The organism is Sphingobacterium sp. 2149 (genome assembly GCF_031455655.1).
In the GTDB taxonomy this organism is placed as follows: domain Bacteria; phylum Bacteroidota; class Bacteroidia; order Sphingobacteriales; family Sphingobacteriaceae; genus Sphingobacterium.
Genome location: NZ_JAVDTD010000007.1, coordinates 247,751 through 264,226, shown reverse-complemented (window position 1 = coordinate 264,226; position 16,476 = coordinate 247,751). Strand labels below are relative to the sequence as shown.

Annotated in this window: 13 protein-coding genes; 5 read left to right on the top strand and 8 right to left on the bottom strand. The window is 39.7% G+C overall.

Features of this window, described 5'->3' with window-relative positions; genetic code table 11:
• From J2X77_RS12260 to alaS, 5 genes are all read right to left on the bottom strand, one after another.
• Positions 1-1,056, bottom strand: coding sequence for an LD-carboxypeptidase (locus J2X77_RS12260; RefSeq protein ID WP_209579103.1), 1,056 nt, complete (start codon positions 1,054-1,056; stop codon positions 1-3).
• Between the two features lie 9 nt (positions 1,057-1,065).
• A complete protein-coding gene (locus J2X77_RS12255; RefSeq protein ID WP_209579102.1) occupies positions 1,066-2,403 on the bottom strand; it encodes a dihydroorotase in 1,338 nt (445 codons plus the stop codon).
• A 231-nt stretch (positions 2,404-2,634) separates the two neighbouring features.
• Positions 2,635-3,330: a response regulator transcription factor gene (locus tag J2X77_RS12250; protein ID WP_209579101.1), complete on the bottom strand. Its 696-nt coding sequence runs from the start codon at positions 3,328-3,330 to the stop codon at positions 2,635-2,637.
• Positions 3,331-3,433: 103 nt separating this feature from the next.
• On the bottom strand, positions 3,434-4,531 hold the full coding sequence (locus tag J2X77_RS12245) for a TlpA disulfide reductase family protein (RefSeq protein WP_209579100.1): 1,098 nt from the start codon (positions 4,529-4,531) through the stop codon (positions 3,434-3,436).
• Positions 4,532-4,590: 59 nt separating this feature from the next.
• Positions 4,591-7,206 (bottom strand): alanine--tRNA ligase, encoded by a 2,616-nt coding sequence (gene alaS / locus J2X77_RS12240; RefSeq protein WP_209579099.1) that lies wholly within the window; start codon positions 7,204-7,206, stop codon positions 4,591-4,593.
• 421 nt (positions 7,207-7,627) lie between these two features.
• Here alaS and J2X77_RS12235 point away from each other — a divergent pair, with 421 nt between their 5' ends.
• From J2X77_RS12235 to J2X77_RS12215, 5 genes are all read left to right on the top strand, one after another.
• A complete protein-coding gene (locus tag J2X77_RS12235) occupies positions 7,628-8,476 on the top strand; it encodes a universal stress protein (protein ID WP_209579098.1) in 849 nt (282 codons plus the stop codon).
• Positions 8,477-8,488: 12 nt separating this feature from the next.
• Positions 8,489-9,331: a universal stress protein gene (locus J2X77_RS12230; RefSeq protein ID WP_209579097.1), complete on the top strand. Its 843-nt coding sequence runs from the start codon at positions 8,489-8,491 to the stop codon at positions 9,329-9,331.
• Between the two features lie 90 nt (positions 9,332-9,421).
• On the top strand, positions 9,422-10,771 hold the full coding sequence (locus J2X77_RS12225; RefSeq protein ID WP_209579096.1) for an OmpA family protein: 1,350 nt from the start codon (positions 9,422-9,424) through the stop codon (positions 10,769-10,771).
• Positions 10,772-10,917: 146 nt separating this feature from the next.
• Positions 10,918-12,243, top strand: coding sequence for an OmpA family protein (locus J2X77_RS12220; protein WP_209579095.1), 1,326 nt, complete (start codon positions 10,918-10,920; stop codon positions 12,241-12,243).
• 181 nt (positions 12,244-12,424) lie between these two features.
• Positions 12,425-13,783: a S41 family peptidase gene (locus J2X77_RS12215; RefSeq protein ID WP_209579094.1), complete on the top strand. Its 1,359-nt coding sequence runs from the start codon at positions 12,425-12,427 to the stop codon at positions 13,781-13,783.
• Positions 13,784-13,831: 48 nt separating this feature from the next.
• Here J2X77_RS12215 and J2X77_RS12210 read toward each other — a convergent pair whose 3' ends face one another.
• From J2X77_RS12210 to J2X77_RS12200, 3 genes are all read right to left on the bottom strand, one after another.
• A complete protein-coding gene (locus tag J2X77_RS12210; protein ID WP_209579093.1) occupies positions 13,832-14,011 on the bottom strand; it encodes a hypothetical protein in 180 nt (59 codons plus the stop codon).
• A 67-nt stretch (positions 14,012-14,078) separates the two neighbouring features.
• Positions 14,079-14,882, bottom strand: coding sequence for a hypothetical protein (locus J2X77_RS12205; protein ID WP_209579092.1), 804 nt, complete (start codon positions 14,880-14,882; stop codon positions 14,079-14,081).
• Positions 14,883-14,937: 55 nt separating this feature from the next.
• Complete coding sequence (locus J2X77_RS12200; protein ID WP_209579091.1) at positions 14,938-16,293, bottom strand: hypothetical protein; 1,356 nt, start codon at positions 16,291-16,293, stop codon at positions 14,938-14,940.
• Between the last annotated feature and the right edge of the window lie 183 nt (positions 16,294-16,476).

Here is a 16,476-nt window from a genome sequence, read left to right as displayed (position 1 = left end):
TTAATCTTTTAATGCAGGCTCCATTAAAGCAATCGTTCCTTGCGAAGCATCTACACGGACTTTTGCTCCTACGGGCAAAATAAACTGTTCGGCGATATGCCCAACGACAGCCCCTGTATAAGCGGGTATTTTTAACGGTTTGATATAATCATTGAACAATTGGTCAAGTGTTACGGATCCATAGCCACCAGATGGTTTACAATTGGTGCACTTGCCAAAAATAAAACCCTTAATCGCACCCAGTACACCAGTATTTTTCAATTGACAGAACATACGGTCAACACGCTCCATATCTTCGTCGACCTCTTCGAGAAAAAGAATTTTATCTTTAAAATCTGGCAGATAAGGTGAACCACATAAGCCGGTCAACACGGTCATATTTCCACCAAGCAATACCCCATCTACTATACCCGGATGAATTGTGGCAATTCGGTCTTTGGTCTGTACAATGCTATCACCTTTAGACTTGGGGTTTTCAAATATTTCTGGCTGATTGGCTACAAACTGAGCATTGAAAGCCTCTGCCAGTTTCTTAGTCCAGGTACTGATACCCACTGCACCATGAAACGTTATAAGTCCTGTCTTGGCATATAATGCCAAAATTAATGCTGTTATATCTGAATATCCCAATAAAATTTTGGGGTTATTGGCGATCAGTCTGTAATCTAATCGATCTAAAAGACGTGATGTACCCGAACCTCCTCTGATGCAAACAATCGCTTTGACGGTCTTGTCTGCAAACATATCATGAATGTCTGCTATACGCTCCTGATCTGTACCGGCCAAATTACCGTAGCGGCTGCGTATATGTTTACCTTCTTTTACTTTAAAACCCAGTGTCTCAAATATCTCACGTGCAATGCTAATCGACTCTTCATCATCCAATACACCAGCAGGCGTTATTAAACCTATGGTATCCCCTAATTTTAACCTCGTTGCAAGCAAAGCAGCCTGACCGTACAATTCGTCTCTATCTCCGGTTGGCTGCCCCATTCCAAGTACAGGAATAGACAACAGGCTTAAAGCAATCGATTTTAGAAAGGCTCTTTTTTCCATTGCTAAATACTATCGGTTAAACAACAGACGTTCACCAGCACCTTTTTCAATAAGTTGTCCATTGGAGAAAGCAAGTTTACCTGATACGAGAGTATGTTCAATCGTTGAACTAAACGTGTGTCCCTCAAATGGCGACCAGCCGCATTTCGACAGGATATTCGCTTTCGATACCGTATAAGGTTTATTCAGATCGACCAACACAAGGTCTGCCCAATATCCCTCACGAATGTAACCTCTATCTTCAATTTCGAACAATGTAGCCGTATTATGTGCAGACTTTTGCACCAATTGTTCCAAGGTCATTTTATCGGCTTTGACCATATCGAGCAAAGCTTGCAATGCGTGCTGCACAAGAGGCCCTCCACTTGGCGCGGAAGCGTAGGCCTGAGATTTTTCCTCCATGGTATGCGGAGCGTGATCTGTCGCTATCACATCGATATGACCATCCAGTACAGCTTTTAGAATCTGGTCGCGATCATTCGCTGTTTTCACCGCTGGATTCCATTTGATAAAGTTACCTTTTGAGGCGTAATCCTGGTCAGAAAACCACAGGTGATGAATACAAGCTTCAGCGGTAATTTTTTTATCTTTTAATGGAATATCATTCGTAAATAGTGCAATTTCTCTGGCAGTTGATATATGAAGAATATGCAAGCGCGTATGGTATTTTTTTGCGAGTTCGACAGCTTTTGAGGATGATAAGTAACAAGCCTCTTCAGAACGAATTAGGGGATGCATCTCAATTTTCAGTCCACTTTCGCCATATTTCTCTTTAAATAAAGCCAGATTGGCCTTTATCGTCGCCTCATCTTCACAATGCGTAGCTACTAAGGTTGGAGCATTCGCAAAGATCCCTTCCAATGCTTTTTCATTATCCACCAACATATTTCCAGTAGAGGAACCCATAAAAACTTTTATGCCACATACATTCTTCGGATTCGTTTTGAGGACCTCCTCAAGATTATCGTTCGCCGCTCCCATAAAGAATGAATAATTGGCCAGCGAATTTCTAGCTGCAATATCATACTTATCTTGAAGTAACTCCTGCGTTAATGTGTTTGGAACCGTATTAGGCATTTCCATAAAGGAGGTGGTGCCTCCAGCCACTGCTGCGCGGCTTTCATGCCATATATCCGCTTTATATGTTAATCCTGGTTCCCTGAAATGAACTTGATCATCAATAAGCCCAGGGAATAAATGTAGTCCCTCCGCATTGATTTCTTGATCAGCAGGATGGTTAATTTCCTGAGCAATCATTTCGATTCGACCATTGCTGATATATACGTCAGCAACCTCAACTTTACCTTCATTAACAAGTTGTGCAGATTTTATAAGAATAGATGACATGTTGATTTTTTACTTTGCTTTAGGTCAAAAGTAAAGATTTGTAACCGTGATATCAAATGATCTTGCGAAAGAGTTCGATACCGCAACTGTAGTTTCATCAATACGATTTAGGCATCCTGCGCAAGAAAAGTGTCGAATAACCTTTGCCTGTCAGATCTTAAAGGTCTTGCCTAAATTGGGATTTCTTTCCCAAGGATTTGAAAAACAAAGAAGAGGCCTGAGCCTCTTCCTTTATTCTTTATCGAATTTGTATCCCACACCTTTTACAGTGGTTACATAATCGTCACCTATCTTTTCGCGCAGCTTGCGGATATGGACGTCAATCGTGCGATTGGTTACTACAACAGAATCTTCCCAAATACTCTTTAAGATCTGCTCGCGTGTAAACACCTTATTTGGTTTTGATGCCAATAGATATAATAACTCAAACTCTTTCTTCGCTAGAACAATCTTTTGTTCTCCTTTGTAGACCAAGAATGAATCCCTATCAATAACCAAGTCGGAAATTTCAATTTTATCCTGAACAGAGGCATCCGATTCTTCAGTGGCATTTCTCCTCAAGATAGCATTGATGCGACTCATTAAAGCACGGGGCTTAATTGGCTTTGCAATATAATCATCTGCACCAACGTGAAATCCAGCAATCTCCGAATACTCTTCGCTTCTAGCAGTTAAAAATACCATGAATGTGCTTTTAAATTCAGGCATTGCCCGCATAATGCGACAAGCTTCAATTCCATCCATCTTGGGCATCATCACATCCAAAATGATCAGGTCAGGATTTACCTGTTTGGCAACGTTGATCGCCTCTTCCCCATTTTGCGCTGTAGAGACCTGATAACCTTCACGATTTAAGTTGAATGCAATTAAATCCAAGATATCCTTTTCGTCATCAACAATTAAAATCTTTTGTTTCGAAGAACTCATTTGTCTTATTTTTTTTGCTAAATTATAAACAAAATGATAACAATCAGTTAACCCTATGTTACCAAATTATTAAGTAATATGCTATTTAACAATAACACAAGGATTACTTAATTGTTTTCTTCAAAAACGTCTCCAGCTCCCCTCCACGTAGATTTTTCGCTATAATAAAACCGTTCGGATCTAAGATGTAGGAAGTAGGCAAGGCTTTAACCCGGTAATCGATAACAACAGGCGAGCTCCAAGCTTTCAAATCAGATACATGTGTCCAAGTCAACTTATCATCCTCGATAGCCCGCATCCATGAACCAGGATTGTCGTCAAATGAAACAGATAGTATTTCAAATCCTTTACCATGAAAGGCATTATACAACCGAACAAGATTAGGGTTCTCTTGACGACAAGGCATACACCACGAAGCCCAAAAGTCGACCAATGTATATTTACCTTTAAAACTAGACAACTTCACTTCTTTATTGGATGGTGTAAAGGATATCAGTTCAGGAGCAGGCTGCCCAATCGCCATTTTTTTTAGCTTTTGGGTTTCCTCTTTAAATTGGGTCACGTACCTATTCTCCGTAAATTCATCCTTTATTTTATCGGCATAAGCAATAATTTCACTTTCGGCCACTTCGGGATCTAAGGTGGAGATGGCATAAAATCCAGCCAAATCATTGTGTTTATTCGAAAAATCTACCGCTTTCTTCGTATATGTACGTAGTACTGCTGCAAATTTGGCTTTATATTCTGCACGAATCTTTTCAATCTCGTCTGCTGTCGAGTTTGAAGTTAGCTTAGAAAATACCGTTTGCAAAGAATCCTGCACATAATCGCGATAGTTCCGTTCTTTGGCAAAGGGCTGTATCGTTTTTGACAATTCAGAACCTTCCACCTGGTAATCATTGACATCTTTATGAAGGTCTGTATTAAAAGTAATTGTCTCCCCAGGAGAGGCGATCAAATCATACCGATTTTTACCTACCCGCAAAGATAATAATCTGGATTGGCTAGCAGGTCTTACAAACTGAAATTTGTTATTGTCGCCAAAAAACATAGAATCGAGTTTTGTATCCCCTTCATATAACGAAATAACTTTGACATTGCCAGGATTTTCGACATTTCCTGCAATGGTAAACTGCTCCTTATTTTGGCAACTCATCATCAAACCAACAATTCCTACCGCAAAAAAAACTGCCTTTTTCATCCGTTTATTTTTAGTTGTTAATACCTATCCTTAATAGCCTTATTTAACTGCTCCTAAATTTATTTCAAGAAGTCTATTGCGCGCCCAATTGCGACCTTTAATCCCGCAGGATTTTTACCTCCAGCTGTCGCGAAGAATGGCTGACCACCGCCCCCTCCTTGGATATCCTTAGCTAATTCTCGAACAATTGTACTTGCATTTAATCCTTTTTCTTTAGCCAATTCGTCGGATAAAACAACAGTCAAGCTTGGCTTACCATCAAATTCAGCACCTATTACTAAAAACAAGTTAATGACAGCACCTTTTAAAGCATACGCCAATGTTTTCACAGCTTCAGCATTTGGAAGATCAACAATGGTAGACAAGAAATTAATCGGTCCAACCTGCTGGATCTTTGCTTCTAAATCAGACTTCAAGGCTAACGATTTTTCTGTGATACTTTTCTCGACTTCTTTCTTCAAGGCACCATTCTCATCGATGATTTTACCTAACGCAGACACAAAATCCTTTGGATTATTCATGAGCTCTTTCAGGTGATGAACCAATTCGAAATGTTCACGGATAACCGATGCTGAGCGCGTTCCTGTAATTGCTTCGATACGACGGACACCAGCGGCGACAGCAGATTCGGAAACAATTTTGAAAAACCCGATCTGACCCGTTGCTTTGACATGTGTACCCCCACAGAGTTCTTTGGAATATTGATCTTCAAAAGTAATCACACGCACAAAATCGCCATATTTTTCCCCAAATAGGGCTGTAACACCCGAATTAAGGGCCTGTTGGTACGGAACATTTCGTTCTTCCTTCAAGGGTATATTTTCGCGAATCTTAGCATTGACAATATCCTCTACCTGCTTAATCTCCTCGTCGGTCATTTTCGCAAAATGAGAGATATCAAAACGTAAAGTATCGGCGTTGACCAATGAACCCTTTTGGTTCACGTGATTTCCCAATACCTGTTTCAAAGCTGCATGTAATAAATGGGTTGCTGAGTGATTGTTTTCGGTATCGGTTCTTTTGGTTTTATCAACCTGCGCTATAAATGTACCTTTCAATTCAAGCGGCAATTTGTTTGTAAAGTGAACAAATAGCCCATTTTCCTTTTTAGTATCTGTGATATAGATCTTCTCACCTGTTGATTCCGAAATCAATTCCCCAGAATCGCCCACTTGGCCCCCACCCTCAGCGTAAAAGGGGCTAACTGAAAGCACCAATTGGAATTGCTCTTTATTTTTTGCTACAACTTTACGGTATTTAACAACCTCAGTAACGGCAGTTAATGTATCATAGCCTACGAATTCAAACCCTTCATCTTCATTTACTTCAATCCAATCACCGGTGTCAATCGCTGTGGCAGCGCGAGAACGATCTTTCTGAATTTGAAGTGCTTGGCTGAAACCTTCCATATCGACAGTTAAGCCTTTTTCACGCGCTAACAATTCCGTTAAGTCGATCGGGAATCCGTAAGTATCATAGAGTTCGAAAGCAAAATCCCCCTTAATGACAACGTTATTCTCCACATAATTTTCAAATCGCTGTACGCCAGTGGACAAGGTTCTAAGGAACGAAACCTCCTCTTCTAAGATCACTTTCTGTACAAAATCCTGTTGTTGAATCAATTCATCAAATACGCCTGCGAACTGAGACGCCAATACAGGCACAATTTCGTTAATAAAAGGGGTTTTAAAGCCTAAAAATGTATAAGCATAACGTACCGCGCGGCGTAAAATACGGCGAATCACGTAGCCTGCTTTATTGTTGGATGGCAGTTGGCCATCGGCAATTGCAAAACTTACTGCACGGATATGATCAGAAACTACGCGCATGGCAATGTCAGCCTTTTCATCTATACCATATTTTATACCTGATTTTTCAGCGATAAAATCGATAGTAGGTGTAAATACGTCGGTATCATAATTGGAAGTCTTACCCTGTATGCATCGCACCAAACGCTCAAAGCCCATTCCAGTATCAACATGTTTAGCTGGTAGCGACTGAAGCGAGCCATCTTTCAATCGATTAAATTGCATGAATACGAGATTCCAGATCTCAATGACTTGAGGGTGGTCTGCATTCACCAAACTCTGTCCGGAAGTTTGTTCACGCTCTTCTGTGCTGCGCATATCAAAATGGATTTCGGAACAAGGCCCACAAGGTCCTGTCTCCCCCATTTCCCAAAAATTATCTTTCTTGTTCCCAAGGAGAATTCTATCTTCGCTAATCCATTCTTTCCAGAAATTGAAAGCTTCCATATCACGCTCCAAGCCTTCTTTGGCATCTCCTTCAAAAATAGTTACATACAGACGGTCTTTGTCTAACTTATATACAACTGTCAATAGTTCCCAAGCCCAAGCAATCGCTTCTTTCTTAAAGTAATCACCGAAACTCCAGTTTCCTAACATCTCAAACAACGTGTGATGATAGGTGTCAATGCCGACTTCTTCCAGATCATTGTGCTTTCCAGAAACACGTAAACAGCGTTGAGTATCGGCAACGCGAGGAAATTTAATGGGTGCTTCACCCAGAAATAAATCTTTGAATTGATTCATTCCCGCATTGGTAAACATTAAAGTTGGGTCATTTTTTACAACTACTGGTGCTGATGGTACTATTTGATGCCCCTTACTTTTAAAAAAGTCCAAAAAGGCCTGACGAATTTCTCTACTTGTCATTTAATTATCTAAAAATATGTGCAAACTTACTCAAAATTGATAGGTTATGCAATGTGGAATTCCATATATTGACCTTGAAACGACCGTTTTCTCTAAACAACGAAAAGTGCGACTTTGACTTTTCAAACAAAAAATTCAGATGCTAACATTCAGCCAGTTAAGACATACCAATTTTATTGGTGACAGCAATCACAAATTGATATTAAATATAACATTCTAAAAGTGTTATTCGTTATTCATATTTGTGCAAAGCTTCTCAGCTTTCACATGTAAAACGATAAAAACTATTTGACCTGAGGTCATCCACAATTACATTTGTTTTATTACATTTGATAGTAAAATAGGGAATTGGGTATACTTTCAAGCACATTCCCTAGTGCAAAATAAATAAGATTAGATTTTGTAGATTAAATTCCTTCTAATGAAAAAAAACATTCTACTACCGGTAGATTTTTCGGCTCATGCTATCAATGCTGTTAATTATGCGGTGAACCTATCCCTGGAAAAGGGTTATGCGCTCCACCTTTATCACAATTACACCTCTGCTTCTGCGGTGTTCGAGGAAGAAAACAGCCCTAATGACGCAAACTCTCCAATTTTTAAAGCAGATATCCTTATCAAAGATCTGGCAGAATCAATAAAGCTACAACATCCTACACTTCAAATATCGACACAATGCGAGCGAGGTATGATTACAGAAACGCTACCTGAACTTGCTACTCCGGATCAGTTTGATTTTCTAGTTATGGGCACTAAGGGCATCACCAATGAGGACAGTAAGCTTATTGGCAGCACCACGTATGTCATTAGCAAAAAAGCCAAAATACCCGTATTAGCCATTCCAAACGAAGCATATTATACACCTATAGATACTGTCGGCCTACTGTCCAATTTTAAAGAAGAAGAGATCCATACAGTAAAAGACTTTGTCAATATTATCGGTAAAGATTTTGAGTTAAAACTTATGCATGTACACTACGATCACTCATCAGAAAATAGAATCGAGGATAAGCTTGAAGTATGGAAATATAAGATCAAAAAACATATCGGCGTAACCAATATTGCAATAGAAGTTGATTCGATCCAAGGTGATATTGAGGATCTAGATACAGTTCCAGAAGTCATTAACGAGATGATCCATAACGAAAAGATTAAAATTCTATTAGTGACAAGATCGAGAAAATCATTCTTTGAACGTGTCTTTTCGCGTTCGGTCGCAAAAGCATTATTTAGCCATCCGTTAATCCCGATATTTTTCACAAAAGCATAATACCTTATAGCCATGTCTAAACTATTAATACCTGTCGATTATTCCGAAAATGCACGAGTAGCCGCATTTTATGCCGCGCAAGTGGCTGCGATGTCAAATAATGAGATCACACTCTTTCATTCGTTCACATCCCACAGCAATAAATTTGCAAATGCGAAGCATTTAGTAGACCCTACGGAGGTGGAAGCTCATCAGAAAATGGAGAAGCTTGTAGCCGAACTTCTACAAGAATATCCTTCACTTAAAATTTCTACATTATTTGACAACGGCATTTTGGCCGAAACGCTGGAAAAACAAGAGATAAAAGAGACATACCAAACGATTATTATGGGTACAAAAGGAGTCACAGGGCTCGAATCTGTTTTGATCGGAAGTAATACTTATGATGTTATTAAAGAGTCCAAAATACCTGTTTTAGCTGTTCCAAAAAATGCGATAAAGCTAAAAAAAGATACCATTGGGTTGTTAACAAATTTCAAACCTGGCGAACTTGAAGTGCTTAAACAAGCAATTCCATTATATGGAAAAGACTTTCATCTTCAATTGATTCACATCAATAAAAATGAATTAGAAATCAAAGTGTTAGGAAAAAAACTAGAAAACTGGATCGAAGAGATTATTACTGAAACTGGCATTGAAGACATTTCATACATTGTCAAATCCCCAAGTTATTTTGCCGGTTCTCGAGAGAATATTGCTAACGGTATTCATACCATTATCCGGGACGAAGACATTGATGTTATTTTGATTACCAAAAGCAGGAAAACTTTTTTTCAAAACATTTTTACTGAAAATATTGTTAAGCATCTGGCTTTTGAAATTGAAGTGCCAAACTTCTTTGGACGTGTAGAGTAACCAAATAATTTTTGGCAAATTTATTGCAAGAGTGTTCAGTGAGTTAATTTAACAACAGTATTATAGTAGATAATTTTACAAACACGCATTATGAAAATTAGCCTTAAAAAATCAGGATTACTTGTTGCGGCAGGAATTTTATCCACCGCATCCTTTGCGCAAAGCACAAAAGACGCATCAATTGAAGGCACAACACCGTTAGGCTCGGCAACACAATATAGAACGTGGTCGATCGGTGTGGGAGCAGGTGTAACGAGCTTGCAAAATATCGCCAAGTTTAACAACGGTGGTTACGATAAATTGGATTGGAATTTGGGTTATAGTGCTTACATCAAGAAGCAAATCTCCCCTTCCTTTGGATTGAAAGCTACTTATTTTGGTGGAAAAACATCAGGCTACGATAACAGCGATAAACAAACAGGATTTGAAACTAAAACACCTTGGTCTGTAGCGTTGTCGGGCGAGTTTTTAGCAGCAAATACCAACTGGAGATTTTTCAACAGCTTTATTAAACCGTACGCATCCATTGGTGTTGGTGTAATGAACGCCGAGACCGCTGCAATCGCTAACGGGGACAGAGGAGAATATGGTGACTCATATTCTAAGATTTATGTACCAGCAGATTTTGGTTTTAAATTCGCCGTAGCAAAAGGTATCAACTTTGAACTCGGATACCAATTGAATTGGGCGAACCAACGTTTTGACAACAGAATGGGTACCGCTAACCCAGTGGGTCAACAATACAAAAATGACTTATTCACTTATGCTCACGCAGGCCTAGAATTTGCATTGGGTAGTGGTAGCAAACCTGCTTTAAACAATTCTAACCCTGTCGCAACCCTTGTCAATGACTACACGGTTAAATATGATGACTTAAAGGCTCAAAATGATGCGTTGAATGCTAAAAATCAAGCATTACAAGGACAGTTGGATGGTCTTAACAATGATCTGAAAGATGACGACGGCGACGGTGTGGCTAACAAATATGATAAATGCCCAGACACACCTTCAGGTGTTCAAGTGGACGGATCGGGTTGTCCAATTGTTGTTAAAAACGAAACCAAAGTCGTAGAGAAAGTTGTCGTTACAGAAGCAGATAAAAAAGTTGTTGCTGACGCGATCAAAAACTTGGAGTTTGATTTAGGTAAAGCAACTATTCGCTCAAGCTCTTACGCAACATTGAATAGAGTTGCCGCATTATTAATCGAAAAGAATTTCAGCTTAAAGCTCGCTGGTCACACCGATAATACAGGCTCACGCGAATTAAACATGCGTTTGTCTAAAGAACGTGCAGAAGCTGTAAAGGCGTATTTAGTATCGCAAGGCGCAAATGCTTCACGTATTGAGGCCACCGGATATGGTCCTGATCAACCAATTGCAACGAATAAAAATGCAGCTGGCCGTCAACAAAACCGCCGTGTTGAGTTCACCCTTTATTAATAACTAATAAATCAGATAAATAAAAAGGTGTTTTTAAGTTAAAACACCTTTTTATTTATCTGATTGTCATATTTCAACTACAAGCGTTTAGCAAATTTAATTTTCAAACTATTATTTTTGCAGCGGTTTATACAAACACAAATTATATGAAACTAAAATTACAATTCGTACTCGCGCTCGCATCAGCGGGTTTATTTGCGACTAATGCAAATGCTCAAAATGCGAAAGTATCATCCATTGAAGGAACAACACCATTTGGACCAGCTGCACAATATAGAACATGGTCCATCGGTATTGGTGCCGGGGTGACAAATCAAACGAACATTGCTGGCTTCAACCGTGCAAACTACGAGGATTTAGCGTGGAACTTGGGATATAGTGCCTACATTAAAAAGCAAATTTCTCCTTCTTTTGGCATCAAAGCGAGCTACTTTGGTGGTAAAACTGGTGGAGCGTTTAAAGATGGAACACAATCTTTTGAAGCTAAAACACCTTGGTCAGCGGCCTTGTCGGGAGAATTCCAAGCGGCCAACACCAACTGGAGATTTTTCAACAGTTTCATCAAGCCTTATGCATCGATCGGTGTGGGTGTGATGAATAGCAAAACTACCTTAACAACCGGATCAACTTCTCAGGAAGCGGATGGCATTTCTAAAATTTACGTACCATTGGATATGGGATTTAAATTTGCTGTCGCTAAAGGTATTAACTTCGAGCTAGGTTATCAATTAAACTGGGTTAACCAAAACTTTGATGGCATTCAAGGCGGTCAATATAAAAATGACTTGTTTACTTACATCCATGGTGGTTTAGAATTTGCATTGGGTAGTGGTAGCAAACCTGCTTTAAACAATTCAAATCCTGTCGCGACATTAGTCAACGACTACACCTTGAAGTATGATGACCTTAAAGCACAAAATGATGCTTTAAATGCCAAGAACCAAGCGCTACAAAATCAATTGGATGGTTTGAACAGTGACTTGAAGGATGATGATGGTGACGGTGTTGCCAACAAATATGACAAATGCCCGGGTACTCCTTCAGGTGTACAAGTAGATGGTTCTGGATGTCCAATTGTGGTGAAAAACGAAACTAGAGTTGTAGAAAAGGTTGTTGTGACAGAAGCTGACCGAAAAGTAGTTGCTGATGCCATTAAGAACTTGGAATTCGATTTGGGAAAATCGACAATACGTCCTAATTCATACGCTACATTGAATAAAGTTGCAGAACTGTTAATCGAGAAAAACTTCAGTCTAAAACTAGCTGGACACACCGATAATACAGGTTCCCGTGAATTGAACATGCGTCTATCAAAAGAACGAGCTGAATCGGTGAAAGCATATCTTGTATCACAAGGCGCTAATGCATCTCGCATTGAAGCTACAGGCTACGGTCCTGACCAACCTATCGCATCCAATAAAACTGCTGATGGTCGTCAACAAAACCGCCGCGTAGAGTTTACACTTTATTAATCGGTATTCTTCGATATATAGCCCAAAGGCATCCCTCTCCAGGGATGCCTTTTTTTATGGCATTAACGGACTAAACCTGAAATCTCCCTCGTGTTCATAACAAATAAACATCTGAACAACAAAAAGATAACACCAACAATACATACATTATATGTATTTTTATGAAGCTAAGTCTTAAAAAATGCGTAAACCAACCGTTTTTGTTTTAACCCTTTTTTCACTACTTCTTTCCGCCTGTGAAAAGGATCCGTCGCTGAACGATCCGGGGTCAAATGCAACGATCAATCAATGGACGTTAAAGCAGATGCAACAATACTATTATTGGAACGATAAAATCGGGAAAACAAATGATCATCAGCAAGCTCCCGATCTATTTTTTAAAAATCTCCTATTTCAAGAAGACCATTACTCCCGCATATTACAGACACTTAACAGCGACACCTATGGCAATACCTTGACAAACACCTTTGGATTCGATATGGTACAAGTCCAAACCACTGATCAAACCATCCAACTGGTTACTCAAGTTGTTCCGTTTAGCGAAGGATATTTAATGGGTCTCCAGCGAGGCGACAGCATAAGCCATATCAACAATGAGCGCATAAACCAAGGCAATATGCAATTACTGCTAGACAAATCCTTACCGTTACCAACGATGCAATTAAAGCGGAACGATGGTAAACTATTCAATCTGCCCTCTTCCTATATTTCGCAACCGGTCCTCTATGCAGCTAAACTTATCTCCACCTCCCCCACTGTAGGTTATATCTTTTTAAGCCAATTTGACTTTAGTGGCGCTTATTCACTATTGGAAGTTGTCCAACATTTCAAGTCACAACAGGTCCAGGAGCTGGTTGTAGATTTACGTTACAACCCAGGCGGACAAGTTGCTTTTGCTGCATTTTGTGCACTTTTATTAGCAGATATCAAAGAAAATGACATTTTTGCCAGATACCAAGGTAACAGAAACATCAAAAATAGAGAAGACAGCTTCGCAGCAGCACTGCAAGGTCAGCCTGATGGCTATTCATTTTCAGCGAAAGACATTTTAAAACAAGGTTTACATTTAAAAAGAATTTATATGCTTACAGGGCCAAACACGGCATCTGCGTCTGAAATGTTAATGAATGGATTAGCTCCGTATGTGGAGGTTGTTCAGGTTGGCAATAAAACCTATGGAAAAGATATGGCATCGACCACACTAACTACACCCCAGGAAATTCATGGCGCTGAACGTGCCTGGCATTTGATCCCAATGATTTATAAAATATATAATAAAGCAGGACAAGGAAATTACAGTAATGGAATTTCTCCGCAGAAAGTAACGGATGAGTTTGCCTTTTTACCTTTGGTGCCGATAGGTGATTCCAGAGATCCATTGATTCGGGAAGCACTACGAACAATCAGCAATAAGACTACAGGAGCCAAGGGTTTTGCCAATGCAACAGAAAAAATGAATATTTTAACTCCAAAATATATGGGCAGTAGTTATCAGACAATACCTATTGACGTGAGTGCACAGGACAAGACCGAACAATAGTTTTATCAGTGTGCGCAGGAATTCAATGAGGTAATGACCATACGTAGATCAGCTCCAGTCTGCCCATTTTTGGCTAACTTGCGAAGAGGACGAGAGTTCATTAAGATTGGTAAATTCCCGACGCAATTTGTAAAGGACTTCCGAATCTACAACCTGCTTCAGATCTCCCTGGATTTCCAAGGAGATCGCCAATAGTTTTCGATGTTTTAAATCACTGATGCCTCTCATGATGAATTTATGCTAATTGATTTACCTATAACCTCATTATTGACTTCGCTGTATTTCTTCAAATCTCCTATTTTCTTAACCAGATATTCTCCAAGCTATAGCCTATACCGCCAATTTCAGAAACTGCATCAACATCTAAGTAAGCATCGGATTCTTTTTGAGGAAGATATACAATACCTACATCTACCGAAAAATTAAAGAACAAATAGACATTTTGCCCATCCACAAGGATTGGCTTTAAATCGCTATCCAAAACCTGCGCCTTTGCTACAAAAAGGGGATCAATTGGTATCTTGATAAATTCTTCGGTGATTTTATCCGATATCAACCCAGTAGTCAGGATCGGAGTTTCGTCATATTTGACCAAATCCATTCCCCAACTTTCATCATAAACAGGTTTACCTTGATAAACCGCCAATCGAATCGGCTCGCCTTTTGGTGAAATCGTCCTGTTATAATTCAATATCTTTACCTGTATCACACCCGGAATCGGCTTTACATCATCACCTAAAGGGTTCGGTCCAACAACCAAGGAAGGATCAATGGGACTTTTACTATGAACACCAAAGGTATTTAATCCTGATTTGAGGGGCAGTCGTTGCGCTAAGACCACCTGATCCTTGTTATTAAATGCAACGACCAATGAAGAATCGGCATCTTTATTTCGTATAAAAATAAAATTAGCATCGCTTGGATTAGCAACTTTTCCATCTACCGTTACTCTTTTTACATCCACAGACGCAGAACTATAGGATCTAAAAGCAATGCGTGCGATTTCATCCTGCATTTGAACCATCTCGCCTTTTTGACAGGAGGATAACATACACCCGATCCAAAGGGCGCCAAAATATAGAAATATATTTTTTATCATATAGAAGCAACTTAAAAAAGTGAGCCATAAAAATGGCTCACTCAACAAATAAATATTAATAATTTTTTGGATTAAATTGAGTCCAAGTAGCTGTCCAAGGAGCAGTTGTCGGATGGAAAGCACCTTTATAAGTCGTCGTGCCGTCACCATATGCTGGCGAAGTCGACAGCGGCCTTAAGGAAGCCGGGTTAAATAAAGTTGTTGTAGGATAAAAGATATTTCCAGCACCCGCCAGTTTCAAATACGTTGTTGCATCGGTTGAAACATTTGTTTGGTTTCCTGTAGGAGTACCGCCACTAAAAGCTGCAGTATAAGCGTGTACAACGTTACCCGTAAACGTACCTGTTGCACCACCCTCGAATGCAGCACCTGTTGAATAACCGGCGATAATTGAGTTTTGGATATCGTATTCTGACGCTCTTCTCCAACGGTTACCAAATTTCAGTTTTGTATTCGCCACAGTCGCATCCTTAATACCTAAGAAAGTAAAGTTTTTCAATACTGGGCGAGTTTTAGGAGTAGCAGAATATGGTGCTGTTCCCTCGTTATCAGACTCCAGACCATTTGAATCCGAGCTACCACTAGAGGTGCTATTCGTCGAATTAGGATCTTTTAATGACAACGCATATTGAATTGTTCCTGTGTAGCCATGATCAAAATCAAAATCGTCATCGTCATTTGATAATGCAACTAAGTATTTCGCATTAACAGTACCCCCAAAAAACTCGAACGCATCATCTTTACCCCAAGATACCTGAATATTTTCCAAGGTAGTCCCAGTACCGACACCGCCCAATGTTAGTCCGTTAATCTCGTTATCAGCAGTTAAGTTATAACCAGCAAATTCAATGCGTACATATTTCAATGAACCTGAATTATCTGCAGCATTGGTACCACCATAAGTAACGTCTACACCCACAGGTTGAGGAATCCCTTCGATTCTCCTTGTGGCAGCTTGATTGGTCGTTGCGCTACCCAACAATACGACCCCTCCGAAATCACCAGGGTTACGAGATCCTGCCGCATTTGGAGAAGTGAATACGATTGGTGCGGAAGCAGTACCGTTAGCGATTAATTTCGCTGTTTTAGGCACAACCAAAACACCTTTGATATTTTGTGTTATTCCGGTGATTTGGTCATCGTAAGCTTTAGTTAAACCAGAAGTAATGTAAGTCCCCGCTTGAATCGTCAATGTCGCACCCGGTCTTACGAAAGCAACTCCATCAATTTTCCATACGGTATCCGCAGATAGCGTAGTCTTCGTAATAATACCGGCAGCATCTGTTGGGATCGTTGCCTGAGGTTTGTTTGGCAAACCAGCATTCAAATCTGAATTAGGTCCTACATTGTCTTTGTTACAAGAAGCCAATGCGATTGCGCATACGCTTGCTACTGTTAAGATTTTTTTCATTTTGTGTTAAATAATCACTAGTTTTGCCATCACAAGATCATTTTTTAGACTATGCTTCCCTATGGGATAGCATTTCATAAGGTTGCATAGTTGTTTTCAATCACCCGTTTTCTGTATTTTTCTGTCTTATTTCCCTGTTGTGCGGCGTGGACAAACGCGGAACTTATGTACATTATTGAGGAG

Coding starts and splice junctions, on each gene's coding strand:
- J2X77_RS12210 (WP_209579093.1), bottom strand. CDS start 14,011: ATGAGAGGCATCAGTGATTTAAAACATCGAAAACTATTGGCGATCTCC.
- J2X77_RS12220 (WP_209579095.1), top strand. CDS start 10,918: ATGAAACTAAAATTACAATTCGTACTCGCGCTCGCATCAGCGGGTTTA.
- J2X77_RS12245 (WP_209579100.1), bottom strand. CDS start 4,531: ATGAAAAAGGCAGTTTTTTTTGCGGTAGGAATTGTTGGTTTGATGATG.
- J2X77_RS12255 (WP_209579102.1), bottom strand. CDS start 2,403: ATGTCATCTATTCTTATAAAATCTGCACAACTTGTTAATGAAGGTAAA.
- J2X77_RS12200 (WP_209579091.1), bottom strand. CDS start 16,293: ATGAAAAAAATCTTAACAGTAGCAAGCGTATGCGCAATCGCATTGGCT.
- J2X77_RS12235 (WP_209579098.1), top strand. CDS start 7,628: ATGAAAAAAAACATTCTACTACCGGTAGATTTTTCGGCTCATGCTATC.
- J2X77_RS12250 (WP_209579101.1), bottom strand. CDS start 3,330: ATGAGTTCTTCGAAACAAAAGATTTTAATTGTTGATGACGAAAAGGAT.
- J2X77_RS12205 (WP_209579092.1), bottom strand. CDS start 14,882: ATGATAAAAAATATATTTCTATATTTTGGCGCCCTTTGGATCGGGTGT.
- J2X77_RS12215 (WP_209579094.1), top strand. CDS start 12,425: ATGCGTAAACCAACCGTTTTTGTTTTAACCCTTTTTTCACTACTTCTT.
- J2X77_RS12230 (WP_209579097.1), top strand. CDS start 8,489: ATGTCTAAACTATTAATACCTGTCGATTATTCCGAAAATGCACGAGTA.
- alaS (WP_209579099.1), bottom strand. CDS start 7,206: ATGACAAGTAGAGAAATTCGTCAGGCCTTTTTGGACTTTTTTAAAAGT.
- J2X77_RS12260 (WP_209579103.1), bottom strand. CDS start 1,056: ATGGAAAAAAGAGCCTTTCTAAAATCGATTGCTTTAAGCCTGTTGTCT.
- J2X77_RS12225 (WP_209579096.1), top strand. CDS start 9,422: ATGAAAATTAGCCTTAAAAAATCAGGATTACTTGTTGCGGCAGGAATT.